Below are 25,954 nucleotides of genomic sequence, written 5' to 3'. Positions count from 1 at the left end.
CGCAGGTACAGTGCGGAGATCAGCAGACCCCAGTGTGAGGCCCGCCCGTGTTGACCCAGACGACCTCCCGGGTCCTCGAACCGAGCGACCTGGACGCCGCGCTCGCCGTCCTGGACCGCGATCCGGTCGCGAACGCCTTCGTGACATCGAGGGTCCAGGTCGCCGGACTCGACCCCTGGCGACTCGGCGGCGAGATGTGGGGCTGGTACGAGGACGGCATGCTCACGTCCCTCTGCTACGCCGGCGCCAACCTCGTCCCGATCGGTGCGACCCCGCGAGCGGTGCGTGCCTTCGCCGACCGGGCGAGAAGGGCCGGGCGCCGGTGCTCCTCCATCGTCGGTCCCGCCGAACCCACCGCCCAGCTCTGGCGTCTGCTGGAACCCAGTTGGGGCCCGGCCCGGGACGTCCGCGCCCACCAGCCCCTCATGGTCACCGACCGCATGTCCACCGAGATAGCCCCGGATCCGTACGTCCGCCGCATCCGCAAGGACGAGATGGAGGCGATCATGCCGGCGTGCGTGGCGATGTTCACGGAAGAGGTCGGCGTCTCCCCGCTGGCCGGCGACGGCGGCCTGCTCTACCAGGCCCGGGTCGCCGAACTGGTCGGTTCCGGCCGCTCGTTCGCCCGCCTCGACGAGCACGGCAAGGTCGTCTTCAAGGCCGAGATCGGCGCCGCGACGGACCGGGCCTGCCAGATCCAGGGCGTGTGGGTGGCCCCCGAGTACCGGGGCAGGGGAGTGGCCGCCCCGGGGATGGCGGCGGTACTGCGCTACGCCCTCGCGGACGTGGCCCCGGTGGTCAGTCTCTACGTCAACGACTTCAACACCGCGGCGAGAAGGACGTACAAGAGGGTGGGCTTCCGGGAAGTGGGCGCTTTCATGAGCGTCCTGTTCTGAACCGGCCCGCAGCCACCGACCGGCCCGCGGCCACCCGCACCCGGCACGCGACCGGAACTGCCCTGTACGCTCCCCGCATGGACCTCGTCATCGGCCCCCTGGACCTGTCCGCCCACGTGGACGAGGCCCTCGCGGTACAGGCCGTCGCCTTCGGCCTCGGTGCCGACGAGGTAGCGGTCCGCCGCCAGATCGTCCTCCGCCACATGACCTACCCCGGCGCCAGAGCCCTCGGCGCGACGGTCGGCGGCACGCTCGTGGGATTCGTGTACGGCATGCCCAACGACCGCACGCACTGGTGGTCCACCGTCGTCGAGCCCTACCTGCGCGCCCAGCACAACGACATCTGGCTCGACGACTCCTTCGTGATCACCGAGCTGCACGTCCACCCACAGCACCAGAACCGCGGCATCGGCCGCACCCTGATCACCACGATCACCGACAGCGCCACCGAGCCCCGTTCGATCCTCTCCGCGATCGACACCGACAGCCCGGCCCGCGGCCTGTACCACTCCCTCGGCTACCAGGACCTGGCCCGCCAGGTCCTCTTCCCGAGCGCCCCGAGGCCGTACGCCGTGATGGGCGCCCCCCTCCCGCTGCGCCGCCGCTGAACCGATTTCCACCGGCACCGGGCCCCCGGTTAACCTCCTGGGGGGTGTCCGACACCCATCACCCTTTTCCGGCAGGAGTACGAGAACCATGGCCAACGCACCGGTCCAGCGCATGTCCCAGTTGATGGCGAAGACGCTGCGCGACGACCCGGCGGACGCCGAGGTCCTCAGCCACAAGCTGCTCGTGCGCGCCGGGTACGTCCGACGTACCGCCGCCGGCATCTGGAGCTGGCTGCCGCTCGGCAAGAAGGTGCTGGCCAACGTCGAGCGGATCGTCCGCGAGGAGATGGACGCGATCGGCGCCCAGGAGGTGCTGCTCCCCGCCATCCTGCCGCGGGAGCCGTACGAGGCCACCGGCCGCTGGGACGAGTACGGCCCCGAGCTGTTCCGGCTCCAGGACCGCAAGGGCGGCGACTACCTCCTCGGTCCGACCCACGAGGAGATCTTCACCCTGCTGGTGAAGGACCAGGCGTCCTCCTACAAGGACCTGCCGGTCATCCTCTACCAGATCCAGCACAAGTACCGTGACGAGGCCCGCCCCCGGGCCGGCATCCTGCGCGGCCGCGAGTTCCTGATGAAGGACTCCTACTCCTTCGACACCGAGGACGAGGGCCTGGCCCGGTCCTACGCCCTGCACCGCCAGGCCTACCAGAAGGTCTTCGAGCGCCTCGGCCTCGACTACCGCATCTGCGCCGCCACCGCCGGCGCGATGGGCGGCTCCAAGTCGGAGGAGTTCCTCGCCCCCGCCGAGGCCGGCGAGGACACCTTCGCCGACTGCCCGAACTGCGACTTCGCGGCCAACACCGAGGCGATCACGTACGAGTTGAAGCCGGTGGACGGCGCCTCCGTCCCCGCTCTCGAAGAGATCCCGACCCCGGACACCCCGACCATCGAGACGCTCGCCGCCCACCTCGGCGTCGAGGCCTCCGCCACCCTCAAGAACCTCCTCGTGAAGGTGGACGGCGAGATCGTGGCCGTCGGCGTTCCTGGTGACCGCGAGGTCGACCTGGGCAAGGTCGAGGCGCACTTCGCGCCCGCCGCCGTGGAGCTGGTGACGGCGGAGGACTTCGTCGGCCGTCCCGACCTCGTCCGCGGCTACGTCGGTCCGCAGGGCCTGGGCGAGAAGGTGAAGTACATCGCCGACCCGCGCGTGGCCCCCGGCACCGGCTGGATCACCGGCGCCAACAAGGAGCACACGCACGCGAAGAACGTCGTCGCCGGCCGGGACTTCGAGGTCGACGAGTACGTCGACGTCGTGGTCGTCCAGGAGGGCGACCCGTGCCCGAAGTGCGGCACCGGCCTCACGCTGGACCGCGCCATCGAGATCGGCCACATCTTCCAGCTGGGCCGCAAGTACGCCGACGCCCTCAAGCTCGACGTCCTCGGCCAGCACGGCAAGCCGGTCCGCGTGACCATGGGCTCCTACGGCATCGGCGTCTCCCGCGCGGTCGCCGCCCTCGCCGAGCAGACCGCCGACGACAAGGGCCTGTGCTGGCCCGCCGAGGTCGCCCCGGCCGACGTGCACGTTGTCGCCGCCGGCAAGGCCCTGCAGATCGAACTGGCCCTCGACGTCTCCGAGAAGCTGCGCGAGGCGGGCCTCCGGGTCCTCGTCGACGACCGCGCCGGTGTCTCCCCGGGCGTGAAGTTCACGGACTCCGAGCTGATCGGCGTACCGAAGATCCTGGTCGCGGGCCGCCGTTCCGCCGAGGGGGTCCTGGAGCTCAAGGACCGCCGCACCGGCGAGCGCGAGGAGCTGACGGTGGACGAGGCGATCGCCCGCCTGACCGCCTGACCGCCTGAGAAAGAGCGTGGGGCGGCGGTCGCCGCCCCACGGCCTCAGAGCCAGCCGGCGAACTCCAGCAGCAGCTCGGCATCCTTCGGCCGCCCCACCCGCAGTGCCCGGACCCCCGACTCCACGGCCCGGAACAGGGTCCATCCCCGGAGCCGGTCCTGATCCACCTCCAGCGACTCCGCGAGCCGCTTGATCCGCCGGCGGGTCGTCGCCGCCCCCGACGGCGTGGCGATCAGGTCCTCCACCCGGTCCCGCACGAGCCGGGCCAGGTCGAACGCGCACTCCCCGACGACCGGATCCGGTCCCACGGCCAGCCAGGGAGACCGCTCGCCCGCAAGTACCTTGCTCTGCCGGAACGTCCCGTGCAGCAACCGCAGTTCGGGCGGTGCGGACAGCAGCTCCTCCCGGGCCGAGAGAGCCGCGTCCACCAGCCCCGCCACGTGCGCGGGAGCACCGCGCATGGCGGCGGCCTGGCGCCCGGTCCGCTCGGCCACCGTCTCGAAGACCGGCCCCTCGGGCGGCGGGACCCACAGCCGCCGCAGCGCCCCCGCCGCCTCCAGCAGTGCCTTCGCCTCCGGCAGCGACCGCACGGAGACATCGGGATGCAGCCGCTCGAGCAGCAGCACCCCCTCGGCGGCGAACGGCTCCAGCAGCTGTACGGCCCCCCGCCCGTCCCAGTGCGCGAGAGCCGCCCGCTCGCTCTCGGGCCGGGCCCGGGGCGGGGCCAGCTTGAGCACGGCCGGCGTGCCGTCGGGCCGCCGCACGAGCACGACGAGGCTGCTGCGCCCGCCGGGCACCTGGACCCGTTCCACGGTCAACTCGCGCCGCGCGACGGCCTGTCGGGCGGTCTCGGGCAGCTTGTCCACCCAGTCGTCGGCGTCCGGGACGCTCTCGCCGAGCGCCCGCACCAACCGCTGCGGTGGTTCGAAAGCCATGCGCGAGTCGTTCCCTTCCTAAGAAACCGAGGCGGAGGACGAGGGCGACCCCGTGGTCGCCCGCTCGGCGAGTCCAGGGAAGGCTACGCTCTCGCCGCGCCAGCGCACGGCCCGCACCGCGGCCTCCCGTAGCGCCTCGGCGGCCGTGCTCCGCCGCCCGCCCCCGGTTGCCCGCACCACGTCGGAGTACACCCCGGCCACCCGGTCCTCCAGGTCGGCGGCGAGCCGTACCGCCGCGGCCGAGTCCGGCACCGGGAAGGGCAGCGCGTACGCCGCCGCGGCGGCCACCGGCGTCCCGCCCAGGCCCCGCACCACGCGCACCAGGGCGTCCCGGCGGGCCCGATGGGCGTCATAGGCGGCCCTGGCCTCCACGCGCCGGCCCGCACGGATCCGGCCGCCGACGACGCCGTAGCCGTAGACGGCGGCGTGCTCGGCGGCCAGTGCCTTCTGGAGGGCCTCCAGCTCCTGCTTCTCGCTCATCGGGCACCCTCCGTCAGCAGATAGGCGTGCGCCGCGCCGGCCGCCGCCACGGAGGCCAGCAGCCGGGCCAGCTCACCCGGCACCTCCAGCAGGGCCCTGGCCCGCCGGTCGGCGAGCGCCCGCTCGGCGGCGGCGAGCTCGGCGAGGGCGTCCTTCTCGGTCGCGGGAACAGCCACCGGTGGGGACGAGGCCGGGGGCGGGGACGAGGCCGGGGTCGGGGTCGGGGTCGGGGAAGCAGTGGCCGTGGGAGCGGCGGTGCCTGCCCCGAACGCCTCGGCGTGCCGCGCGGCCTCCCACCGCAACGGCCCCAGCAGTCCCGCCAGCGCCGGATGGGCGGCGAGGACGGCGTCGTACCGCCCGACGATCCCCTGACTGTCCCGGGCCGCACGCGCGCGTGCCCGCTCGACGACGGACGGGCTGCCGGCGGTGCCCTCCTCGCCGCTCCCGGTCCCGTCGGAGCATCCGACGAGAAGGGCGCCCCCGGCGACCGAGGCGAGCAGGGATCTTCTGCGGGGTCCCGGGGGGACGCGCGGCGAAGGCGGGTACGGCACGACAGACGTCCTCAAAAGCTTGTAACGAACACACGGGCGGGAGGTCGGGCCCGCCGGCGATCACGGTACCCGCGCATCCGGTGTCACCTGGACGGCAACACCCTCCGCGACCGGATACCCTTTGACCAGACACGCGACCTACCCACAACAGCACACGCGGCCGAGGAGTCACCCGGATGAGCACCACCCAGAGCGAGAGGCTGCGAGAGCTCCTGGAACCGCTCGTCACCTCCCAGGGTCTGGATCTCGAAGAGATCGCAGTGGACTCCGTAGGACGAAAGCGAGTGCTGCGCGTCGTCGTCGACTCGGACACCGGTGCCGACCTGGACCAGATCGCCGATGTGAGCCGCGCGCTCTCGGCGAAGCTCGACGAGACCGACGCGATGGGCGCGGGGGAGTACACCCTCGAGGTCGGCACCCCGGGCGCGGAGCGCCTTCTCACGGAGCACCGGCACTATGTGCGCGCCGTGGACCGGCTGGTGAGGTTCCAGCTGACCGAGGGCGACGAGCTGGTCGCCAGGATCCTGAAGGTCGACGACGAGGGCCTCGATGTCGAAGTACCCGGCGTGAAGGGCCGCAAGGCCACCGCCCGCAGACTCGTCTTCTCCGACGTCGACAAGGCGCGCGTGCAGGTCGAGTTCAGCCGCAAGGACAGCAAGAACGAGAACGAGCAGGAAGAGGAGGCGTAGCCGTGGACATCGACATGAGTGCCCTGCGGGGCTTGGTTCGGGAGAAGGAGATCTCCTTCGACCTGTTGGTCGAGGCGATCGAGTCGGCCCTCCTCATCGCGTACCACCGCACCGAGGGAAGCCACCGCCACGCGCGCGTGAAACTCGACCGGGACTCCGGGCACGTGGTGGTGTGGGCGAAGGAAGACCCCGAGGACCTCGAAGAGGGCCAGGAGCCGCGGGAGTTCGACGACACCCCGTCCGACTTCGGCCGTATCGCCGCCACCACCGCCAAGCAGGTCATCCTGCAGCGGTTGCGCGACGCCGAGGACGACGCGACGCTCGGCGAGTACGCGGGGCGTGAGGGCGACATCGTCATGGGCGTGGTCCAGCAGGGCCGCGACCCGAAGAACGTGCTCGTGGACATCGGCAAGCTGGAGGCCATCCTGCCGGTGCAGGAGCAGGTCCCCGGGGAGACCTACCCGCACGGCATGCGGCTCCGGTCGTACGTCGTACGGGTGGCGAGGGGTGTCCGCGGTCCGTCCGTCACCCTGTCGCGCACGCACCCCAATCTGGTGAAGAAGCTCTTCGCCCTGGAGGTGCCGGAGATCGCCGACGGGTCCGTCGAGATCGCCGCGATCGCCCGTGAGGCCGGCCACCGCACCAAGATCGCCGTACGGTCCACCCGTTCGGGTCTGAACGCCAAGGGCGCCTGCATCGGCCCCATGGGCGGCCGTGTGCGCAATGTCATGGGTGAGTTGAACGGTGAGAAGATCGACATCGTCGACTGGTCGGACGACCCGGCCGAGATGGTGGCGAACGCCCTCTCGCCGGCCCGCGTCTCCAAGGTCGAGGTCGTGGACATGGCCGCCCGCTCCGCGCGCGTGACGGTCCCCGACTACCAGCTCTCCCTCGCCATCGGCAAGGAGGGGCAGAACGCCCGGCTCGCGGCCCGGCTCACCGGCTGGCGGATCGACATCCGGCCGGACACCGAGCAGGCCGGCGACTAGCGCCGGGACCGGCGCCGGGACCAGCGTCGGGGAATAGATCCAAGCCGCACGTGGCTTAGATCACGACAACAACCGTTCGATCGCTGCCCCCAAGGGGTGAGGTCGCTTCGGGGAGGTAGACTTAAGAGTGTCTGGCCGGACGCCCGCCCGAGCACGCCCTGAACGCACCTGTGTGGGTTGCAGGCAGCGAGCGGCCAAGACCGATCTGCTGCGCATCGTGGCGATCGAGGACGCATGCGTCCCTGATCTTCGCGGTACGCTGCCCGGCCGGGGTGCGTACATCCACCCCGCCCTGGTCTGTCTCGACCAGGCGGTACGCCGCCGGGTGTTCACGCGGGCGTTGCGCGCCCCGGGAGCACTCGACACAAAGGCGTTGCGCCAGTACGTCGAGCAGACAGACAGTTGCTGAGCAGGCAACACCGTAAGAAGCGTCGCGCGGAACCCCCGTGCGGCCCAGGTACCCCGCGAGTTGGAAGTAGGTCGAGATTGCGATGAGCACTCGATGAGCACGCGATGAGTACGCCCATGAAGTAGCGACGGTCCGGACGCAACCCGGACCTAAAAGGAGCGAAGTGGCTAAGGTCCGGGTATACGAACTCGCCAAGGAGTTCGGAGTGGAGAGCAAGGTCGTCATGGCCAAGCTCCAGGAACTCGGTGAATTCGTCCGTTCGGCGTCTTCGACCATCGAAGCGCCCGTTGTCCGTAAGTTGACGGACGCCCTCCAGCAGGGCAACGGAGGCGGCAAGCCCGCCTCCGCACGCAAGGCCGCCCCGGCTCGTCCGGCGGCCCCCTCTCCCGCGCAGGCCGCCCGTCCGGCCGCCCCGCGCCCGCCGGCCCCCAAGCCGGCCGCCGCCGAGACGCCCGCGGCTCCCGCCGCGCCGGCCTCCTCCGGCCCCCGTCCCACCCCGGGCCCGAAGCCCGCGCCGCGGCCCGCCCCGGCGTCCCCGGCTCCGACCACGCCCGAGTTCACGGCACCGCCGTCGGCTCCCGCCGCACCGGCCCCCCAGAGCCAGAGTCAGGGCCAGGGCCAGGGTTCCAGCCCGCGTCCCGGTGCTCCGCGTCCGGCCGGCCAGGCCCCGCGTCCGGGCGCCCCGCGTCCGGCCGCCGGTCCCGGTCAGGGCGGCCAGGGTCGCGGTGAGCGCGGCGACCGTCCCGGCGCTCCGCGTCAGGGCGGCCAGGGCGCTCGTCCCGGTGCTCGTCCGGCCGGTCCCCGTCCGGGCAACAACCCCTTCACCTCTGGTGGCTCCACCGGCATGGCGCGCCCGCAGGCGCCCCGTCCGGGCGGTGCCCCGCGTCCCGGTGGCCCCGGTGCCCCCGGTGAGCGTCCCGGCGGCGCTCCGCGTCCGCAGGGCCAGGGCCAGGGCGGTCCCCGTCCCCAGGGCGCGGCGGGCGGTCCCCGTCCGCAGTCCCCGGGCGGCGCCCGTCCCACCCCGGGCGGCATGCCCCGTCCGCAGGGCGGTCCCCGTCCCGGCGGCGGTCCCGGCGGCGCCCGTCCCAACCCCGGCATGATGCCGCAGCGTCCCGCTGCCGGCCCGCGTCCCGGCGGTGGCCCCGGTGGGGGTCGCGGTCCGGGCGGCGCAGGTCGTCCCGGTGGCGGTGGCGGCGGTCGTCCCGGCGGCGGCGGCTTCGCCGGTCGTCCGGCCGGTCCCGGTGGCGGTGGCGGCGGTTTCGCCGGTCGTCCCGGTGGTCCCGGTGGCGGTGGCGGCGGCTTCGCCGGCCGTCCGGGTGGTCCCGGCGGTGGCGGCGGCGGTCGTCCCGGCTTCGGTGGTCGTCCCGGTGGTCCCGGTGGCCGTGGTGGCACGCAGGGCGCCTTCGGTCGTCCCGGCGGTCCCGCGCGTCGCGGTCGCAAGTCGAAGCGGCAGAGGCGCCAGGAGTACGAGGCCATGCAGGCCCCGTCGGTCGGCGGCGTGATGCTGCCTCGCGGCAACGGACAGTCCGTCCGCCTGTCGCGTGGTGCGTCCCTGACCGACTTCGCCGAGAAGATCGGCGCCAACCCGGCGTCGCTCGTCGGCGTGATGATGAACCTCGGCGAGATGGTCACTGCCACGCAGTCCGTCTCCGACGAGACGCTGAGGCTCCTCGCGGACGAGATGAACTTCGTCCTCGAGATCGTCAGCCCCGAGGAGGAGGACCGCGAGCTGCTCGAGTCCTTCGACATCGAGTTCGGCGAGGACGAGGGTGGCGAGGAGTTCCTCGTCGCGCGTCCGCCGGTCGTGACCGTCATGGGTCACGTCGACCACGGCAAGACCCGCCTCCTCGACACCATCCGCAAGACGAACGTCGTCGCGGGCGAGGCCGGCGGTATCACGCAGCACATCGGTGCGTACCAGGTCACGACTCAGGTCAACGACGAAGAGCGCAAGATCACCTTCATCGACACCCCCGGTCACGAGGCGTTCACCGCCATGCGTGCGCGTGGTGCCAAGTCGACCGACATCGCGATCCTCGTGGTGGCGGCCAACGACGGTGTGATGCCCCAGACGATCGAGGCGCTGAACCACGCCAAGGCGGCCGATGTGCCGATCGTGGTCGCGGTCAACAAGATCGACGTCGAGGGCGCCGACCCGACCAAGGTGCGCGGTCAGCTCACCGAGTTCGGTCTGGTGGCCGAGGAGTACGGCGGCGACACCATGTTCGTCGACATCTCCGCCAAGCAGGGCCTCAACATCGAGGCTCTTCTGGAGGCCGTGGTCCTCACCGCGGACGCCTCGCTCGACCTGCGGGCCAACCCGGAGCAGGACGCGCAGGGTATTGCGATCGAGTCCCGTCTCGACCGCGGCCGTGGTGCGGTCGCGACCGTCCTGGTCCAGCGAGGCACTCTGCGGGTCGGCGACACCATGGTGGTCGGCGACGCGTACGGCCGAGTCCGCGCGATGCTCGACGACAAGGGCGACCACCTGGAAGAGGCGGGTCCGTCGACTCCGGTCCTCGTCCTCGGTCTCACCAACGTCCCGGGCGCCGGCGACAACTTCCTCGTCGTCGACGAGGACCGTACGGCCCGCCAGATCGCCGAGAAGCGCGCCGCTCGTGAGCGGAACGCCAACTTCGCCCGCCGGGGCGTCCGGTTCTCCCTGGAGAACCTGGACGAGGCCCTCAAGGCCGGTCTGGTGCAGGAACTCAACCTCATCATCAAGGGCGACGCGTCCGGTTCGGTGGAGGCTCTCGAGTCCTCGCTGCTCCAGCTCGACGTCGGCGAAGAGGTCGACATCCGCGTCCTGCACCGCGGTGTCGGTGCGGTCACGGAGTCGGACGTCGACCTGGCGATGGGCTCCGACGCCATCGTGATCGGCTTCAACGTCCGTGCGGCCGGTCGTGCCGCGCAGATGGCCGAGCGCGAGGGTGTGGACGTCCGGTACTACTCGGTCATCTACCAGGCGATCGAGGAGATCGAGGCAGCCCTCAAGGGCATGCTCAAGCCGGAGTACGAAGAGGTCGAGCTCGGTACGGCGGAGATCCGCGAGGTCTTCCGCTCGTCCAAGCTGGGCAACATCGCCGGTGTGCTGGTCCGCTCCGGCGAGGTCAAGCGCAACACCAAGGCGCGGTTGCTGCGCGATGGCAAGGTCATCGCGGAGAGCCTCACCATCTCCGGTCTGCGTCGCTTCAAGGACGACGTCACCGAGATCCGCGAAGGCTACGAGGGCGGTATCAACCTCGGAAACTTCAACGACATCAAGGTGGACGACGTCATCGCGACGTACGAGATGCGCGAGAAGCCGCGCGGCTGACCGTCACAGCACGCGATCGGGGCCGGTCGGCGGACGTAATATCCGTCGATCGGCCCCGGCCGTTGCGTGTACGGTCGTATCGGCGTCGAAGCGTGGCGCCCGTACCCCGAACCGGCGGGACATCCGGACACCTATGTATGTGGGGACTCTGTCCTTCGACCTGCTCCTCGGCGACGTGCACTCGCTGAAGGAGAAACGCTCTCTCGTCCGTCCGATCGTGGCCGAGCTCCAGCGCAAGTACGCGGTGAGCGCGGCGGAGACGGGCAACCAGAACCTCCACCGCAGGGCCGAGATCGGGCTCGCGGTGGTCTCCGGGGACACGGGACACCTCACCGACGTACTGGACCGGTGCGAGCGGCTGGTCGCGGCGCGGCCCGAGGTGGAACTGCTCGCGGTTCGACGCAGGCTCCACAGCGACGAAGACTGAAGCAACAAGTAAGTACTTAAGGAGACGGACCAGTGGCCGACAACGCGCGCGCCAAGAGGCTGGCGGACCTCATCCGAGAGGTGGTGGCCCAGAAGCTGCTGCGCGGGATCAAGGACCCGCGGCTCGGCTCACACGTCACCATCACGGACACCCGGGTCACGGGTGACCTGCGGGAGGCGACCGTCTTCTACACGGTGTACGGCGGCGACGAGGAGCGGGCGGCCGCGGCCGCCGGACTGGAGAGCGCCAAGGGCGTGCTCCGCTCCGCGGTCGGCGCGGCGGCGGGCGTGAAGTTCACCCCCACGCTGACCTTCGTGGCCGACGCACTGCCCGACACCGCCAAGACCATCGACGACCTCCTCGACAAGGCGCGCCAGTCCGACGAGAAGGTGCGCGAGGTCTCGGCCGGCGCCAAGTACGCCGGCGACGCCGACCCGTACCGGAAGCCGGACGACGAGGACGAGACGGACGACGCCGCCGAATGACCGAGAAGAACCGGACGCCCGACGGCCTTGTCATCGTCGACAAGCCGTCGGGCTTCACTTCGCACGACGTGGTCGCCAAGATGCGCGGGATCGCCAGGACCCGCCGCGTCGGACACGCCGGCACCCTCGACCCCATGGCGACGGGTGTGCTGGTCCTCGGTGTCGAGAAGGCGACCAAGCTCCTCGGGCACCTCGCGCTGACCGAGAAGGAGTACCTGGGCACGATCCGGCTCGGCCAGACGACCCTGACCGACGACGCCGAGGGCGAGATCACGGGGTCGGTCGACGCCTCGAAGGTCACCCGCGACGCCGTCGACGCCGGGATCGCCGAGCTGACCGGCGCCATCATGCAGGTGCCGTCCAAGGTCAGCGCCATCAAGATCGACGGGGTGCGCTCGTACAAGCGGGCACGGGAGGGCGAGGAGTTCGAGATCCCCGCCCGTCCCGTCACCGTCTCGTCCTTCGCTGTCCACGACGTCCGGGACGCGGTCGCCGACGACGGCACGGCCGTGCTGGACCTGGTCGTGTCGGTGGTCTGCTCCTCCGGCACCTACATCCGGGCCCTGGCCCGGGACCTGGGCGCAGGCCTGGGCGTGGGCGGCCATCTGACGGCTCTGCGCCGCACGCGCGTGGGCCCGTACAAACTGGACTCGGCCAGGACCCTCGACCAGCTCCAGCAGGAGCTGACGGTGATGCCGATCGCCGAGGCCGCGGCAGCCGCCTTCCGGCGCTGGGACGTCGACGGCCACCGGGCCAAGCTGCTCACCAACGGCGTACGGCTCGACATGCCCGACGAGTACGCCGGCGCCGGCACGGTGGCCGTCTTCGACGCCGAGGGCCACTTCCTGGCGCTGGTCGAGGAGCACAAGGGCAAGGCGAAGAGCCTGGCCGTCTTCGGCTGACACCGGACCCTGGGGGGCACCGAGGCAGTCTGCCCGTGGAGCGGCGATCACGGGGTTGTGCCGCCGCTCCACGGTCCCCCCTCGGTTCCCCCACCCCTAGGGTGTATCCGCCGTCCCCCTTCCATTCACCCGCGCGGGCAGGCGCTCGGAGTGAACCGGGGGAGCGGAAGGGGGCGCGTTCACCACGCGATCTGTCCCGCCGATCACCACACGCCTACCGTCGAAACAGGAACGTGCGTACGGCGGGGAGGTTCGGCCATGGCGGCAGGGGGTGACTCCGTCGAGGGAACAGTGCCTCTCGTCTCCGGCTCCGACGGGGAGAGCCAGGGCCGGGGGGAACGGGCTGTGGGGGACCCGGCTCGACCGGTGCGACCGGGGCACGGGACGGCGGACGAGACCGACGGACGGGCCGACCGGGGTGGCCGGGGTGGCCGTACGGCGGGGGAGCCGGCTCGGGCCACTTGGCGTGGTGACCGTGAGTCGGGGCCGGAGGCCCGGCAGGCGGCCCGGGAGGACGGGGAGACGGGCGGGACCGCCGGAAACGTCCGTCGCGAGCCTGGGCAAGGGCATCGCGAGGCAGTCACGACCACGCGGTCCGGCCGGAGCGGGGGCGCGGGCCGGGCCAAGGGACCTGGCGATGCCGGTCTGGCCGGCGGGCGTGAGTGTGAGCAGGCTCGGGCCGACGGGAAGGGCGGTCGCTCCCGGCATCTTGGGGGGCGGCGGACCGGGGGCCAGGAGCAGGATTCCGCAGTCGGGCGGGACGCTGAGCTCGTGCGGATTCACGATCTGGCGGGGCGGCTGCGCGGAACCGGCTTCGTCGCCGACCAGCACGGCACCGTCGTCACCAGTCACGAGACGGTCGACGGGCTCGCCCGGCTCGTACTGCAGGCCGGAGACCGCAGTTGTGTGGTGGCCGCCGATGCCGTGACCCCGCTGCCCGAGCTGGACCTGGCGCTCGTGCGGACCGAGGGCCTCGGCGTGGACCCGCTGCCCGTCTCCGTGCGCGACACCGTCGAGACCGGCGCCTATGTGAGGCTTCCCGCCGGCTGCTGGCGCGAGGCCCGGGTGCTCGGTGCGGCCGCCGTGACCTACACGGCCACCGACCGCTGCCATCTCCTCGAAGGAGCACTGGAGTTGGCGATCGGCACCGCGGGACGGGACGCGCTGCGGCTGGGCGGCGGGGCCGCCGGAGGACCCGTGCTCGACGCCGCCACCGGCGCGGTGGTCGCCGTCCTCGGCACCGCCCTGCACAGCGCCCACCGCGACAGCGGCTACGCGGTCCCGATCGGCTCCCTCCGCACCGGCCCCCTCGCCGACCTGCTCGCGGAGAACGCCGCGACGGTCCCGGCGTACGGCGCCGACCTCAACCTCGCCGGTGTGCTGGAGCTGACGGCCACCTCGGTGGGTCAGGACGGCCCTGCCGGTCACGGATCCCCGGACGACCAGACAGCACCGGTCGAACGGGCCGCGGTCACCCGGGAGTTCGCCGCGTTCACCGAGGGACCGGCCCCCGTCCTCGGTCTCGTCGGACCGCCCGGCAGCGGCCGTACGACACAGCTCGCGGCCCTCGCCGCCGACCGCCACCGCGGCCCCGCCCCGGCGCCCACGCTCTGGCTGCGCGGCGCCGACCTGGAGGACACCGACACCTCGGTGGCCGACGCGGCCCGCCGCGCGCTCACCAGGGCGGCCCGGATCGTGGCGGCCTCGACGGACACCGTCCCCGCCGACCTGGGCGACATCACCCCCGAGCGGCTGGCCCGGCTCTCCGGCACCGCCGGGCGCCCCCTGTTCCTCCTCCTCGACGGACCCGAGGAGATGCCCCCGGTCCTGGCCCACCGCCTCGCCGAGTGGACCGAGGGCACGGCGAAGTGGCTGGGGGAGACCGGGGCGCGGCTGGTGGTGGCGTGCCGGGCGGAGCACTGGGAGGGGGCCGCCTTCCCGAAGGAACTGCTGCACGGCGATCCGGAGGGGGACTTCCCGCCCTGCGTACGGCTCGGCGACCTCACCGACGACGAGGCCCGCCGCGCCCGGGCCCGTTACGCCCTCCCGGACGGCACGCTCGCCGCTTCCGACGCCCGCCACCCCCTCACCCTCCGCCTCCTCTCCGAGGTCCGCACCGCACTCCCGGACGCGCCCCACGCCCCCGCGGACCGCGACCAGGTCTTCGAGGCCCACCTCGACCTGATGTGCCTGCGCATCGCGGTACGGCTGGCCACCCCGAGCGGCCTGCGCGGCGCCGCCGTCCGCCGGCTCGCCGCGAAGGTCTCCGGGCAGGTCCATGAGGCCGCCCGCCGCAGCCTCGGCCCCGGCCAGGGCGAACTGGACCGGGAGTCGTTCGAGGCGGTGTTCCCCTGGGGCCCGGCCCCGAAGCGGCTCGGCGGCACCGGCTGGGCCTCCGCCGTCCTCACCGAGGGTCTCCTCGTCCCCGCCGGCAGCGGCTACCGCTTCGCCCACGAGGAGCTCGCCGACTGGCTCCAGGGCATGCACCTGGACCTGGACGAGGCCCTGCGCGCCCTGGTCCACCGCCGCACCGGCCGACGACACCCCCTGCCCGTCCCGCACCACCGCATCGGACCCGTCGTCGAGGCCCTGCTCCTCGTCGCCCGCCAGCACGGCGCACCGCAACTGGCCTACCGGCTTGAGGAGTTGCTGCACGCCCTCGACGCCGACCCCGACTCCTGGTGGGCGGCCCGTCTGCTCACCGAGACCCTGCTGCGCGTGCCCGACGCCACGCCGTACACCGATGTCCTGCGGCAGCTCACCGACCGTCTGGTGGCCCGGCGCCGCCGGGGGGAACCGGTCCCGGCCGCGTTCGGTCCCGCCTTCTGGACCGCCCTGCGGCTTCCGCAGGGGACCCGTTTCGACCTGCTCCGCCGTCTCGTCCTCGCCGACGGGCCGCCGCACGAACCCGGTCCCCGGTTCCTGGACGCCGTCGCGGATCTGCTCGCCGCCGACCCCACCGCCGTACAACCGCAGCTCACGCGCTGGTTCGACGACGAGCGGCCGTTGCCCGCGACCCCCCACGCCACCGTGGCGAAGGCAGCCCAGGCGCTGCTGCACACGCACCGGACCCGGGCCCTGGACGACCTCGCGGAGGTGCTCGTGGGCTGTGCGCACCCGCGGGCCGACGAACTGCTCGCCGTGCTGGCCGAGGAGGAGCCGTCGGCGGTGTGCCGGGCCGTGGACCGGTGGGCGCACGACGAGCGGCCGGCGCGGCGGGTCGCGGCGGTGGCGTACGGACTGCGTGCTGCCCCGCACGTGCGTACCGGGGCCGACCGCGAGCTCCTGCGCTACGCGGCCCTTACCCTGCTGGCCCGCCCCGAGGACTGCACCCTGCACGGGGGCGCGCTCGCCCTGCTGGTCCGCGATCCACACACGCGTGCCCGCCATCTCCCGCAGGCTCTCGGTCACTTCGCGGCCGGCGACCCGCACTTCCCGCCGAGCGCACTGGTCCCCGCGCTCGCCACCGACCCCGAGCCGGTCCTGGACGCCTTCCGGGAGCGCCTGCGGCGGCCGGGCGCCGGGGAGGTGCTGCGCACCCTCGCCGACGTCACCACGCCCGCCCTGGCCCGCCGGGTGGCCGTGCTGGTGCGGGAGGCGGTGCAGCGGCGCCCGGAGACGGCAGGTGACGTGGCCGCGTACGTAGACCGGCGCCTCGACCAGGGCCCCGCCGCCCGGGCCCTGCTCCTCCCGCTGGTCACCGGTCTGCTGGACGGCGGTCCGCAGGAGGTGCGGGCCGCGCTGGCGGCCGTACTCGCCGGGCCGGGCACCCCCGCATCCCGCCCGCTGCGCCGGGAACTCCTCGACGTCCTCATGGACCATGAGCGGGAGCCCGCGGTCCTGGGCGCCCTGCTGCCCGCGGCGGCCGCCCGCGCGGACGCCGACATCCGCGACCTCGTCCACCGCATCGGCCTCCTCCTCGTCCGCACCCCGGACGGCGCGACGCGCTTCGACCACGGCCTCGTCGACCTCGGCCGGCATGTCCCCGGGTTCGCCGCTCTGGTGGCCGGCTGGCTCGCCGAGTGCCCGCGGGAGTGGGCCGCGGTGGTCGGCCCCGGCACCCGGCGGATGATCGAGAACCTGGCGGGGGCACGGGTTCCCGCGTGAGTGCGCCGAGTTCGGCGGGCCCGCGGAGCCCTCGTTGCCGCGTGCGTCGGGTCACAGCCCCCATGCCGATGCGAGCGACGGGCGCGCGGCATGGCACCCTTAGACCTGCGTAAGTCGCAAGAGTCAATACGGACACGGGTTCGACGAGGAGCGGTCACAGTGCAGCGCTGGCGTGGCTTGGAGGACATCCCCGAGGACTGGGGGCGCAGCGTCGTCACCATCGGTTCCTACGACGGGGTCCACCGCGGGCACCAGCTGATCATCCGGCATGCCGTGGACCGGGCGCGCGAGCTGGGCGTGCCCTCCGTCGTCGTCACCTTCGACCCGCACCCCAGCGAGGTCGTCCGCCCCGGCAGCCACCCGCCGCTGCTGGCCCCGCACCACCGCCGCGCCGAGCTCATGGCCGAGCTGGGCGTGGACGCGCTTCTGATCCTCCCCTTCACCAAGGAGTTCTCGAAGCTCTCGCCCGCCGACTTCGTCGTCAAGGTGCTCGTCGACAAGCTGCACGCCAAGGCGGTCGTCGAGGGCCCCAACTTCCGCTTCGGCCACAAGGCCGCGGGCAACGTCGACTTCCTCGTCGAGCAGGGCAAGACGTACGACTTCGAGGTCGAGGTCGTCGACCTGTACGTGACCGGCGCGGCGGGCGGCGGCGAGCCCTTCTCCTCCACCCTGACCCGGCGCCTGGTCGCCGAGGGCGACGTGGAGGGCGCAGGGGAGATCCTGGGCCGCCCGCACCGGGTCGAGGGCGTGGTCGTGCGCGGCGCCCAGCGCGGCCGTGAACTCGGGTTCCCGACCGCCAACGTCGAGACCCTCCCGCACACCGCCATCCCCGCCGACGGCGTCTACGCCGGCTGGCTGCACACCCAGGGCGAGGCGATGCCGGCCGCGATCTCCGTCGGCACCAACCCGCAGTTCGACGGCACCGAGCGCACGGTGGAGGCGTACGCCATCGACCGCGTCGGGCTCGACCTGTACGGGCTGCACGTGGCGGTGGACTTCCTCGCCTATGTGCGCGGGCAGCAGAAGTTCGACTCGCTGGACGCGCTGCTCAAGGCGATGGCCGTCGACGTGCAGCGGTGCCGTGAGCTGATCGCGGGCGCGGAGGCCTGACCGACGGCACGACAGACGACACGACAGACGACACGACAAGAGGGCCGGCACCGTGAAGGTGCCGGCCCTCTTGTCGTGTCGCGCTACTGCTGCGGCGGCCGGCCCGCGTTCGGGTCGTACGGCGGCTGCGGGAACCCGGGCTGCGGCTGACCGGGCTGACCGGTCTGCCACGGCTGGCCGGGCTGGGCGCCGGGGAAGCCCTGGAACGGCGGCTGGGGCTGCTGCGGCTGCCCGGCCGGGGCCTGCTGGTGACCCGGCATCGGAGGAGCCATCGTCGGCGGCTGGTGACCGCCCTGCCCCGTCCACAGGCCCTGCTCCTGCTGGGCCCGCACGAAGTCCTCGGCCACCATCGCGGCAAGGTCGAAGTACGCCTCCCGGACCTTCGGCCGCATCATGTCGAGGTCGACCTCGGCACCGGCCGCCAGGTGCTCGTCGAACGGCACCACGATGACGCCACGGCAGCGCTGCTCGAAGTGGGTGACGATGTCCTCCACCTTGATCATCTTGCCGGTCTCGCGCACTCCCGAGATCACGGTGATGGACCGCGAGACCAGGGACGCGTACCCGTGCGCCGACAGCCAGTCCAGCGTCGTACTGGCGCTGCTCGCGCCGTCCACCGACGGCGTCGAGATGATGATCAGCTGGTCGGCGAGGTCCAGGACCCCGCGCATGGCGCTGTAGAGCAGACCCGTGCCCGAGTCCGTGAGGATGATCGGGTACTGGCGGCCCAGCACGTCGATCGCGCGCCGGTAGTCCTCGTCGTTGAACGTCGTCGACACGGCCGGGTCGACGTCGTTGGCGATGATCTCCAGGCCCGACGCCGCCTGGGAGGTGAACCGGCGGATGTCCATGTACGAGTTGAGGTACGGGATCGCCTGGACCAGGTCACGGATGGTCGCGCCGGTCTCGCGCCGCACCCGGCGGCCGAGCGTGCCGGCGTCCGGGTTGGCGTCGATGGCGAGGATCTTGTCCTGCCGCTCGGTGGCGAGGGTGGAGCCGAGGGCTGTGGTCGTGGTCGTCTTGCCCACGCCGCCCTTGAGACTGATCACCGCGATCCGGTAGCAGGACAGCACCGGGGTGCGGATGAGGTCGAGCTTGCGCTGCCTCTCCTGCTCCTCCTTCCTGCCGCCGATCTTGAACTTCGACCCGCCGGGAATGGGGCGGCTGCTCTTGGCCTTCTGCTTCTTGCTGTTGACGAGCCGGTCCGAGGTCAGCTCGACCGCGGCGTTGTAGCCGAGCGGCGCACCGGCGCCGGCGACCTGCTGGCGCTGGTCGTGCTGGACGGCGGCGGGCCAGGCGGCACCGGTACGCGGATCCACGCCCGGCTGGCCGGGGGCGCCCGCGTACGGGTTGGGCTGGGGCTGGGGAGCCTGCGGCGGCTGCTGTCCCGGCTGTCCCGGCTGAGCCGGGGGCATGGGCTGACCGGGGTGGCCCGGGGCCTGCTGCTGGGGCTGGGCCGGGGCGGGTGGCTGCGGATAGCCGTAACCGCCCGGGGTGGGCTGCGGGGCCTGAGGGGCATGGGGGGCCTGCGGGAAGCCGTAGCCGCTCTGGGGGTTCTGAGGCGCGGGGGGCTGCGGGAACCCGTAACCGGCCTGCGGATTCGGCGGGGCGGGCGGCTGGGGATAGCCGTAGCCGCTCTGGCCGGGCTGCGGGGCCGGGGGCTGGGGGAAGCCGTAGCCGCTCTGGGGGTTCGGGGGAGCGGGGGGCTGCGGGTAGCCGTAACCGCCCTGCGCCGCCGGGCCGTCCGCCTGCGGGGGCTGGGCCGGCCAGCCGGAGGGCGCCGGCTGCGGTGCCTGCGGCGGGGCCGCGGGGGCTGCCGGCTGGACGTGCGGGGGCGGGGTGCCGGGGTGCGCGGCGGGCGGCTGCGGCTGCCCGCCGGTCGTCCACTCCGGGGCCGACGGCGGGGCTGTGCCGGAGTCCGCCGACGCGAACTGCGGCGGGAGCGGCGGGACGGCGCCCTGCGGAGCCGGCGGGGGCCGCCAGCCGTCCTGCTGGGCTTCGGGCTGCTCCGGGACGGCGGGCTGCGCCGGCTGGGGCTGCTCCGGTACGGCCGTCTGCGGGGCCGGGGCGTCCGGTGCGGCGGCCTGCGGCTCCGCGCCGGTCTCGGCCGGGGGTTCCGTGGCCTCGGGGGTGTCCGTGTCCTGGCCGGCGATGGCGGTTTCGTCGTCGGAGCCGGACGCGGAAGCCGCCTCGCCGGGGGCGGGGGCGGGGGCGGGGGCGGTCGGTGCGGTGTCACCCGTCTCCGGGGACACCTGCGCAGGCTCGCCGGAGGCCGACGGGTCGGGATCGGCGGGCACGTCCGCCGGCGGCGCTGCGGGGGGCTGCGGGGCGCTCGTCGTCGTAGCGGCGGCGGCCGGGGTGTCGCTACGGCCGTCCGCGTCCCCGCCGGTCGAAGGCGCGGCGGCGTCGGCGCCCTGGGCGGCGGGCGGTCCAGGGGGTGCGGGGGTCACGGGGGCGGCGGGCGGCGTGGGGGTGACCGGGGGCGCGGGCGCCTGCGACGCCACGGGGACCACGGGAGGAGCGGGAGGCGCCGGTGCCGCGGGCGGTTGCGGGTAGCCGTAGCCGGTCTGCGGGTTCGGGGACGCGGGCGGTTGCGGGTAGCCGTAACCGCTCTGCGGGTTCGGGGGCGCCGGCGGTTGTGGGTAGCCGTAGCCGGTCTGCGGGTTCGGAGGGGCCGGCGGCTGTGGGGCCCCGGGGTGTCCCGCCCACGGCGGCGGAGGCGGTGGCGTCGCGCCGGCCGGACCCGCGGACGGGTCGAACCGCGGGCCGGGGACGGGAGCCGACGGTGCGGAACCGGACGTATCGGGGTAACCGGGGTGCGGTGCGGGCGCGGTGGGGGCAGGGGCGGGCGCGGGAGGCGCCGGCTCGGCCTCGGCCTCGGGCGCGGCGCTCTGCGTGTACCAGGCAGGAGCGGCGTAGTCGATGGTGAACTCGCCCGTCAACTCGGTGGCGGACTCCGCGTCGGACTGGTCGTCGCTGGGCGTGGTCCAGCCCGCGCGCAGCCCGTCCCGATCGCTCTGCACAATTCCTCCTGGTTGGTCGAGCACCCTCGTGCCGGGTGGGCACTCATGTGCCGGGCTGGGGGCGACCGTTCCTGTTGTCCGATCCGACTGAAGTCCCCTGGACGCGAACAACCCACCCATGGGTTCTGACGTCGCACCCGCATCAAGCGTAAACGCCACAGGCGTCGGCGGGGCAGGCCCGTCCGCTGTGCGCTCGCGCCCAAGGGGCCGGTGCCTGCCTTGATGTCGGCCTTGTGACGGTTGTCTGTGTCGAGAGCCCGGGCCGCGGTGCCTGCTCGGCTGCTGCCGCGCTACTCGGCCTGCTCCGCGGGGGATCCGCCGTTGTGCGCGCTGGGCTCCAGGTCGAACTCGCCGTCGCGGGCGCCCAGTACGAAGGCCCGCCACTCCGCCTCGGTGTACCGCAGCACGGTGTCGGGGTCCAGGGAGGACCGCATGGCCACCGCGCCCTCGGGGAGGTAGGCGATCTCGACGCGCTCCTCGTGCTCCTCGGTGCCGGGCGCGCTGAGCCACTCGACGCCGGAGATGTCCAGGGCGTACAGCTCGTCCCGTTCCCTCGCCTTTCGTGCCTTGACGTCCTCGTCCGGCGTCTTTGCGGCGATGTCGTCCGCGTCAGTCATGGTCGGCGGGCCCTTTCTCATGAGCGAACCTCGTGCAGGAGCACCCTACTTGGCCTGGGCCCCCTCACACAGCGCAACGCTTCGGTCACGAACTCGCGTGAGGGGCCGAGACCTTGGCCGCGCCACGGGCCCGGCCGTCAGTCCATACGGCGGGGCGCCCCGAGCAGACCGGTCTCCGCGTCGGTGGGCTGGGTCATCACGTACTGCCGGTGCTTCTGCGTGCACCACAGGGCGACGTTGTCGGCGAGGGACGGCAGCGACGCGGCGTCGCCCTGGGGCAACCGCATGGACCTGCCGACCACTTGGGACTCCTGCGGGGAGATCCGCTGGACGCCGACGACGTCCGCGTTGGCCAGCAGTCGCGGCGCGGTCGGGCCGAGGTAGGGGAGCAGGGTCAGCACCGACTGCCAGGGCGCCGTGGTGAGACGGCTGCGCGGCGGACGGATGCCCAGGTCGCGGATGACGAGCACCGGGCTGGCCGGGGACGGGCCCTGCGGGGCGATCCGCCCCACCTGGTGCACCGTCACGCACTGCTGGCCGCCGCCTGCCGCCTGCGCCATCGGCGCCCACAGCTGCGGACGGGCCGTCTCGACGGCCACGCGGGCGCCGATCGCCGCCGCCCGCAAGGCGATGACCTGGGCCATCCAGGTGCCGCCGACCAGCACCATGTCCAGGCGGGTGGGGCGGCACAGTCCCAGCACCGCGGGCTGGTTGTTCTGGTCGATGCCGAGGATCAGGCCGTCGTCGCCGACGGGCAGCGTCAGCTGCGCCAGGACGTCGGCGTCGACGAGGTGACGCTCACGCCGGGGGCCGAGCAGACCGAAGGCCTCGCGCAGCCGCCGCTCGGGGCCGGTGCGGGCGGGCTCGGGGGAGCGGGGCAGATGGCCGGGACGCTGTCCGGGGAAGCCAGGGGCCGACGACGATCCGAAGCCGGAGCGGCCGGAGGGACGCATGGTGGGAGCGGACATCAGCGGGTACCTCCCAGCGGCAGGGTGGCCAGGACTCCGGGCAGCTGCTCGCGGTCGAGCCGTACGAGACCGACCTTGAACGCGGACGCCGCCCGCTCCAGATGCTCGGCGGCCTCGCCCAGTTCGTTCTCGCCGCGGCCGGTCAGGCGCACGTGTCCGGACAGCGCGAGGACCTTGCCCCGCTGCCTGCTGATGGTGAGCGAGAAGGTGCTCGCGAGGGTGGGCGCGGAGGTCAGCGCGCCGACCAGCCGGGGGAACGCCGGTCCGGCGCCGCCGAACTGCGGCCACTTGGAGATCCAGTACGTGGTGTGCAGCCGGTCGTCGCAGCGCCAGGTGCGGCTGGTCTCGGCCGTACGGCGGCCCGAGCGGCTGCCGTCGAGGGCGGCGCCGCCGGTGGTGGCCATCGGGTTGACACAGCTGGAGGTCGCGACGGCCCCGCAGATGTCCGACTCGCTCAGCACCTTGGCCTGCATGCCGGCCCCCATGAGCCGGCTGGCCAGCTGGTCGGCGACCCGCAGCAGCGCCCGCCGGGCGCCCTGCATGCCGCCGCCGCGGGCCGCCACGGCCTCCGGGCACAGCTCCGGGTCGAGCTTGAGCGCGACCCAGGTGATGCGCAGCCCCGGCGTCATGCTCTGGGCCTGCAGCGGCCCGTAGGAACGGACCGCCATGGCCTGCGGGGGCAGGTGCGGGGCGGGCGCGGGCTGGGTGTGCTGGACGATCTGGACCGAGGCGAGCCGGATGTCGTCCACCTCCAGCAGGCCCTGGATCAGATCGAGGGGGATGTCGCCGGTGCCGTAGGAGGGACGCAGGGGGGTGTCCGCGGCCTGCACCTGGACCAGCGCGGTGAGGAAGGTGCCGTCGCCGAGCATGCCGATCTCGCGCTGCTCGCGGTCCTGGAAGCTGTAGGTGCGCAGCGCCGGGTCGCACTCGACGGCCGGGGCGAAGCCGGGGTCGGTGCCGGGGGGCACGGGCTCGGCGTTGCGCCTGCGGCGGTCGCGCAGCGCGCGAGCGGTGCTGAACCACTCGGGCAGCGGGCGGCCGCGCCGGCGCAGCAGCCCGGCGAGGACCAGCGGTACGGCGAGCACGATGCCGACGGTGAGACCGATGGGGCGCAGCAGCCAGCCGATGAGCAGGACGGCGGCGGCCAGTTCGAAGCCGATCAGCTGCTGGACCCGGATGGGGCCGATGCTGCCGGGGCGCCGGGCGAGCGACGGCGAGGCCGGACTCGGGGGAGCGGACCGCTGTGCCGGTTCCGGCACCTGCCCTGGCCCCTGGTTCTCCTGGGTACGACGGCTGCCGTTACGGCGCCGGGACCTGGTCGCAGTGCTCATCCCCCGGTACAACCCCTTTGCATTGTCTGGCCGCGGCTCGAGCTGGCGGCGGATCACCGTACCCCGTACCGTACGGTGCGATCGTCACACGGCATAGTAGAGGCCCCTGCAGGAGCAAACGCCACGGACCACCGGGCGGCCCTGGGGAGTTCCGCATTCGGCAACAAAGCAAAAAATACGGGGAGTTGACCCATCGATGGCGACACGTCGGGATGAGCTGAACGCTTACTCCTTCGCGCGCAGGCGCACGGTGGCGGCGTTTCTCCAGCCGTCTCCGCACGGTTCGGAAGAGGCGGCGCCGCGCCCCCTGAAGACCGTCCTGCCGAGTCTCGGTGTGGCGGCGCTGGTGCTCATCGGATTCGGCGCCTGGGGCATGCTCAGCCCGACCGCGCCGAAGGGCTGGGACCAGCAGGGCAAGAACATCCTCGTCGGCAGCGAGTCGACGACGCGCTATGTGCTGGTGAAGACCAAGGGCGAGAGCAAGCTCAGCCTGCACCCGGTCCTCAACCTGGCGTCCGCCAAGCTGCTGCTGAACGGTGAGAACCCCCAGGTCCTGAAGGTCAAGGAGTCGGTGCTCGACAACAGCAAGTACCCGATGGGCGCCACCGTCGGCATTCCCTTCGCCCCGGACCGGCTGCCGTCGGCGGAGGACGCCAAGACGTCGAAGACCTGGGCGCTGTGCCAGGCACCGGGTGAGGACGGACAGCCCGTCAGCGCCACGTACGTGCTGGACAAGAGCGACGACACCAAGCTGTTCCAGAAGAGCGGCGGCCGGCTGAAGCAGGACCAGGTGCTGTACATCGAGGGTCCGACGGACCCGACGGTCGGGCACGGCCAGCGGTTCATGGTCACCTCCGACGGCAGCGCCTACCTGATCGGCGGCAAGCTGTGGCGGCTGATGACCGACGACCAGATGCAGGACATCGAGCGGGCCGTGTTCGGTGACGGAAAGCAGCCGCAGAAGGTCAGCGCGGCCTTCGTCAAGACGCTGAACCCCGTGGGCTCCCTCGACTTCCCCACGCTGCAGGACCTGGGGGCGAAGGCGGGCTCTGAGGCGCACATCGAGGGCCTGCTGCCCCAGTACTCCAAGGTGGGCCTTGTCCTGGAGGCGCCTTCCGGCAGTTCGACGCAGAAGTTCATCGTGCTGAAGGACGGCGTCAAGGCCGTCTCCGACTTCACGGCACAGATGTGGCTGCGCAACCCCTTCATCAGCGCCGTGTACGCGGCCACGGACCCGGAGCCGGTGAAGGTGAGCTTCAACGACATCCAGCCGGAGACGGGTGAGTGGCTGAAGGAGAAGAACTGGCCCGCCGAGTCGGTCAGGCAGGCCAACACCGTCTGGGAGCTGGGCGGTGAGAAGACCTCGTGCAGCATCTGGCACGGCGGTGAGAAGAACCCGAGGACCGGCAGGCCGCTGATGTCGGTCTGGACCGGCCAGGACTTCCCGAAGGACGTCTCCCAGAGCGGTTCGCGGACCTACGTCTCACCCGGCAGCGGCCTGCTCTTCAAGCGGATCACCGGCACCGACGCCGGCGGCGGCAGCACCTTCCTGGTGACCGACACCGGCCTGCGCTACTCCATCCCCGCCCGCAACGACAGCGAGGTGACGGGCGGCGAGAAGGCCGACAACCAGACCCAGCAGACCAACACCTCCCAGGTCCGGCTCGGTTACGGCAAGATCCGCGCGGCGTCGGTCCCGGCGACCTGGGCGGACCTGCTGGCGGCGGGGCCGGAGCTGAGCAGCGGCAACGCGGAGCAGGCGCAGGGGTCGTAGCCCGCAGTCGGATCCCGTGTCCCTCGCACTTCACGAACGCACTTGTGAACGTGGTGAGTTGATGTCATCGCGTTCTTGATACAAGCCCCAACTGATGTTCGCTCCGTCGGCCGATGCGACTAGAGTGGAACCAGACCGGACGGGATACGCCTGCCACCATTCGGTGTCGGCGTTCCGAGTGAGGGTCTACTCAGAACTCCTACGTCTCATGGGGGACACAACATGGCTGGACAGCAGTTCACCATGACCGAGGAGGAGATGGTCGCTTTCAGCGGCAAGATCTCCTCGGTCAACTCCTCGATCCAGGGCGAAATCTCCCGCCTGCAGACCGTGATCGACACGATCACGGGCGGCTGGAAGGGCTCGGCGGCCACCGCGTACAACAACCTGCAGTCGCAGGTGAACCAGGATGCCAACAAGATCAACCAGATCTTGAACGACATCAAGGAAGCGATCGACCAGAGCACCAAGGCCTACGCGGCGTCGGAAGAGGAGCAGCGCGCGTCCATCCAGAACATCGCGGCCTCGTCCCCCTTCGGATGATC

21 protein-coding genes are annotated in these 25,954 nt (G+C 72.7%); 14 read left to right on the top strand and 7 right to left on the bottom strand.

Annotation, left to right across the window (positions count from 1 at the left end):
• The first annotated feature begins 47 nt into the window (after positions 1 to 47).
• The 3 genes from ACFVYN_RS18155 to ACFVYN_RS18145 all read left to right on the top strand — a co-directional run bounded on the left by ACFVYN_RS18155 (position 48) and on the right by ACFVYN_RS18145 (position 3,296).
• Complete coding sequence (locus ACFVYN_RS18155) at positions 48 to 896, top strand: GNAT family N-acetyltransferase (protein WP_389999285.1); 849 nt, start codon at positions 48 to 50, stop codon at positions 894 to 896.
• A 77-nt stretch (positions 897 to 973) separates the two neighbouring features.
• Positions 974 to 1,504 carry a GNAT family N-acetyltransferase gene (locus tag ACFVYN_RS18150; protein WP_389999283.1) on the top strand — a complete coding sequence of 177 codons (531 nt, stop codon included), beginning with the start codon at positions 974 to 976 and terminating at the stop codon, positions 1,502 to 1,504.
• Between the two features lie 88 nt (positions 1,505 to 1,592).
• Complete coding sequence (locus ACFVYN_RS18145) at positions 1,593 to 3,296, top strand: proline--tRNA ligase (RefSeq protein WP_389999280.1); 1,704 nt, start codon at positions 1,593 to 1,595, stop codon at positions 3,294 to 3,296.
• A 44-nt stretch (positions 3,297 to 3,340) separates the two neighbouring features.
• Here ACFVYN_RS18145 and ACFVYN_RS18140 read toward each other — a convergent pair whose 3' ends face one another.
• The 3 genes from ACFVYN_RS18140 to ACFVYN_RS18130 are packed head-to-tail and all read right to left on the bottom strand — an operon-like array spanning position 3,341 to position 5,262.
• On the bottom strand, positions 3,341 to 4,231 hold the full coding sequence (locus ACFVYN_RS18140) for an aminoglycoside phosphotransferase family protein (protein WP_389999277.1): 891 nt from the start codon (positions 4,229 to 4,231) through the stop codon (positions 3,341 to 3,343).
• A gap of 18 nt (positions 4,232 to 4,249) precedes the next feature.
• A complete protein-coding gene (locus ACFVYN_RS18135) occupies positions 4,250 to 4,711 on the bottom strand; it encodes a ferritin-like domain-containing protein (RefSeq protein WP_389999274.1) in 462 nt (153 codons plus the stop codon).
• Complete coding sequence (locus ACFVYN_RS18130) at positions 4,708 to 5,262, bottom strand: hypothetical protein (RefSeq protein WP_389999271.1); 555 nt, start codon at positions 5,260 to 5,262, stop codon at positions 4,708 to 4,710. The genes ACFVYN_RS18135 and ACFVYN_RS18130 overlap by 4 nt, the downstream gene beginning before the upstream one ends.
• 176 nt (positions 5,263 to 5,438) lie before the next feature.
• Here ACFVYN_RS18130 and rimP point away from each other — a divergent pair, with 176 nt between their 5' ends.
• The 9 genes from rimP to ACFVYN_RS18085 all read left to right on the top strand — a co-directional run bounded on the left by rimP (position 5,439) and on the right by ACFVYN_RS18085 (position 17,696).
• Positions 5,439 to 5,951 (top strand): ribosome maturation factor RimP, encoded by a 513-nt coding sequence (gene rimP / locus ACFVYN_RS18125; RefSeq protein WP_389999268.1) that lies wholly within the window; start codon positions 5,439 to 5,441, stop codon positions 5,949 to 5,951.
• A 2-nt stretch (positions 5,952 to 5,953) separates the two neighbouring features.
• A complete protein-coding gene (gene nusA / locus ACFVYN_RS18120; protein ID WP_007385049.1) occupies positions 5,954 to 6,940 on the top strand; it encodes a transcription termination factor NusA in 987 nt (328 codons plus the stop codon).
• Between the two features lie 127 nt (positions 6,941 to 7,067).
• Complete coding sequence (locus ACFVYN_RS18115) at positions 7,068 to 7,349, top strand: YlxR family protein (RefSeq protein ID WP_389999265.1); 282 nt, start codon at positions 7,068 to 7,070, stop codon at positions 7,347 to 7,349.
• Positions 7,350 to 7,512: 163 nt separating this feature from the next.
• A complete protein-coding gene (gene infB, locus ACFVYN_RS18110; protein ID WP_389999262.1) occupies positions 7,513 to 10,665 on the top strand; it encodes a translation initiation factor IF-2 in 3,153 nt (1,050 codons plus the stop codon).
• 133 nt (positions 10,666 to 10,798) lie between these two features.
• Entirely contained in the window at positions 10,799 to 11,092 is a 294-nt protein-coding gene (locus tag ACFVYN_RS18105; RefSeq protein ID WP_389999259.1) for a DUF503 domain-containing protein, read from the top strand.
• A 32-nt stretch (positions 11,093 to 11,124) separates the two neighbouring features.
• Positions 11,125 to 11,577 carry a 30S ribosome-binding factor RbfA gene (gene rbfA, locus ACFVYN_RS18100; protein ID WP_352389516.1) on the top strand — a complete coding sequence of 151 codons (453 nt, stop codon included), beginning with the start codon at positions 11,125 to 11,127 and terminating at the stop codon, positions 11,575 to 11,577.
• On the top strand, positions 11,574 to 12,479 hold the full coding sequence (gene truB / locus ACFVYN_RS18095) for a tRNA pseudouridine(55) synthase TruB (RefSeq protein ID WP_389999256.1): 906 nt from the start codon (positions 11,574 to 11,576) through the stop codon (positions 12,477 to 12,479). Before rbfA ends, truB begins: the two co-directional genes overlap by 4 nt.
• 771 nt (positions 12,480 to 13,250) lie before the next feature.
• A complete protein-coding gene (locus tag ACFVYN_RS18090) occupies positions 13,251 to 16,586 on the top strand; it encodes a trypsin-like peptidase domain-containing protein (protein WP_389999253.1) in 3,336 nt (1,111 codons plus the stop codon).
• Between the two features lie 159 nt (positions 16,587 to 16,745).
• Positions 16,746 to 17,696 (top strand): bifunctional riboflavin kinase/FAD synthetase, encoded by a 951-nt coding sequence (locus tag ACFVYN_RS18085; protein ID WP_389999250.1) that lies wholly within the window; start codon positions 16,746 to 16,748, stop codon positions 17,694 to 17,696.
• An 83-nt stretch (positions 17,697 to 17,779) separates the two neighbouring features.
• Here the strand turns inward: ACFVYN_RS18085 and ACFVYN_RS18080 are convergent, their stop codons facing one another.
• The 4 genes from ACFVYN_RS18080 to eccE form a co-directional block, all read right to left on the bottom strand.
• Positions 17,780 to 20,719, bottom strand: a complete 2,940-nt coding sequence (locus tag ACFVYN_RS18080) for an SCO5717 family growth-regulating ATPase (protein ID WP_389999248.1) — start codon at positions 20,717 to 20,719, stop codon at positions 17,780 to 17,782.
• 290 nt (positions 20,720 to 21,009) lie between these two features.
• Entirely contained in the window at positions 21,010 to 21,336 is a 327-nt protein-coding gene (locus tag ACFVYN_RS18075) for a DUF397 domain-containing protein (protein WP_389999246.1), read from the bottom strand.
• A 137-nt stretch (positions 21,337 to 21,473) separates the two neighbouring features.
• Positions 21,474 to 22,304, bottom strand: coding sequence for a hypothetical protein (locus ACFVYN_RS18070; protein WP_389999243.1), 831 nt, complete (start codon positions 22,302 to 22,304; stop codon positions 21,474 to 21,476).
• Complete coding sequence (gene eccE / locus ACFVYN_RS18065) at positions 22,304 to 23,635, bottom strand: type VII secretion protein EccE (protein ID WP_389999240.1); 1,332 nt, start codon at positions 23,633 to 23,635, stop codon at positions 22,304 to 22,306. The genes ACFVYN_RS18070 and eccE overlap by 1 nt, the downstream gene beginning before the upstream one ends.
• A 196-nt stretch (positions 23,636 to 23,831) precedes the next feature.
• Here eccE and eccB point away from each other — a divergent pair, with 196 nt between their 5' ends.
• Together eccB and ACFVYN_RS18055 are read left to right on the top strand one after the other, a co-directional pair.
• The gene (eccB, locus tag ACFVYN_RS18060) at positions 23,832 to 25,409 is read left to right on the top strand and encodes a type VII secretion protein EccB (protein ID WP_389999237.1); all 1,578 of its coding nucleotides are present in this window, start codon (positions 23,832 to 23,834) and stop codon (positions 25,407 to 25,409) included.
• 222 nt (positions 25,410 to 25,631) lie between these two features.
• Positions 25,632 to 25,952, top strand: a complete 321-nt coding sequence (locus tag ACFVYN_RS18055) for a WXG100 family type VII secretion target (protein ID WP_007385064.1) — start codon at positions 25,632 to 25,634, stop codon at positions 25,950 to 25,952.
• The last annotated feature ends 2 nt before the right edge of the window (positions 25,953 to 25,954 follow it).

The sequence above is a fragment of the Streptomyces sp. NPDC058307 genome, from assembly GCF_042880295.1.
GTDB lineage: Bacteria > Actinomycetota > Actinomycetes > Streptomycetales > Streptomycetaceae > Streptomyces.
This window is presented reverse-complemented; position numbering and strand designations above follow the sequence as displayed.

Coding starts and splice junctions, on each gene's coding strand:
- ACFVYN_RS18150 (WP_389999283.1), top strand. CDS start 974: ATGGACCTCGTCATCGGCCCCCTGGACCTGTCCGCCCACGTGGACGAG.
- ACFVYN_RS18145 (WP_389999280.1), top strand. CDS start 1,593: ATGGCCAACGCACCGGTCCAGCGCATGTCCCAGTTGATGGCGAAGACG.
- ACFVYN_RS18140 (WP_389999277.1), bottom strand. CDS start 4,231: ATGGCTTTCGAACCACCGCAGCGGTTGGTGCGGGCGCTCGGCGAGAGC.
- ACFVYN_RS18135 (WP_389999274.1), bottom strand. CDS start 4,711: ATGAGCGAGAAGCAGGAGCTGGAGGCCCTCCAGAAGGCACTGGCCGCC.
- rimP (WP_389999268.1), top strand. CDS start 5,439: ATGAGCACCACCCAGAGCGAGAGGCTGCGAGAGCTCCTGGAACCGCTC.
- ACFVYN_RS18105 (WP_389999259.1), top strand. CDS start 10,799: ATGTATGTGGGGACTCTGTCCTTCGACCTGCTCCTCGGCGACGTGCAC.
- truB (WP_389999256.1), top strand. CDS start 11,574: ATGACCGAGAAGAACCGGACGCCCGACGGCCTTGTCATCGTCGACAAG.
- ACFVYN_RS18075 (WP_389999246.1), bottom strand. CDS start 21,336: ATGACTGACGCGGACGACATCGCCGCAAAGACGCCGGACGAGGACGTC.
- ACFVYN_RS18070 (WP_389999243.1), bottom strand. CDS start 22,304: ATGTCCGCTCCCACCATGCGTCCCTCCGGCCGCTCCGGCTTCGGATCG.
- eccE (WP_389999240.1), bottom strand. CDS start 23,635: ATGAGCACTGCGACCAGGTCCCGGCGCCGTAACGGCAGCCGTCGTACC.
- eccB (WP_389999237.1), top strand. CDS start 23,832: ATGGCGACACGTCGGGATGAGCTGAACGCTTACTCCTTCGCGCGCAGG.
- ACFVYN_RS18055 (WP_007385064.1), top strand. CDS start 25,632: ATGGCTGGACAGCAGTTCACCATGACCGAGGAGGAGATGGTCGCTTTC.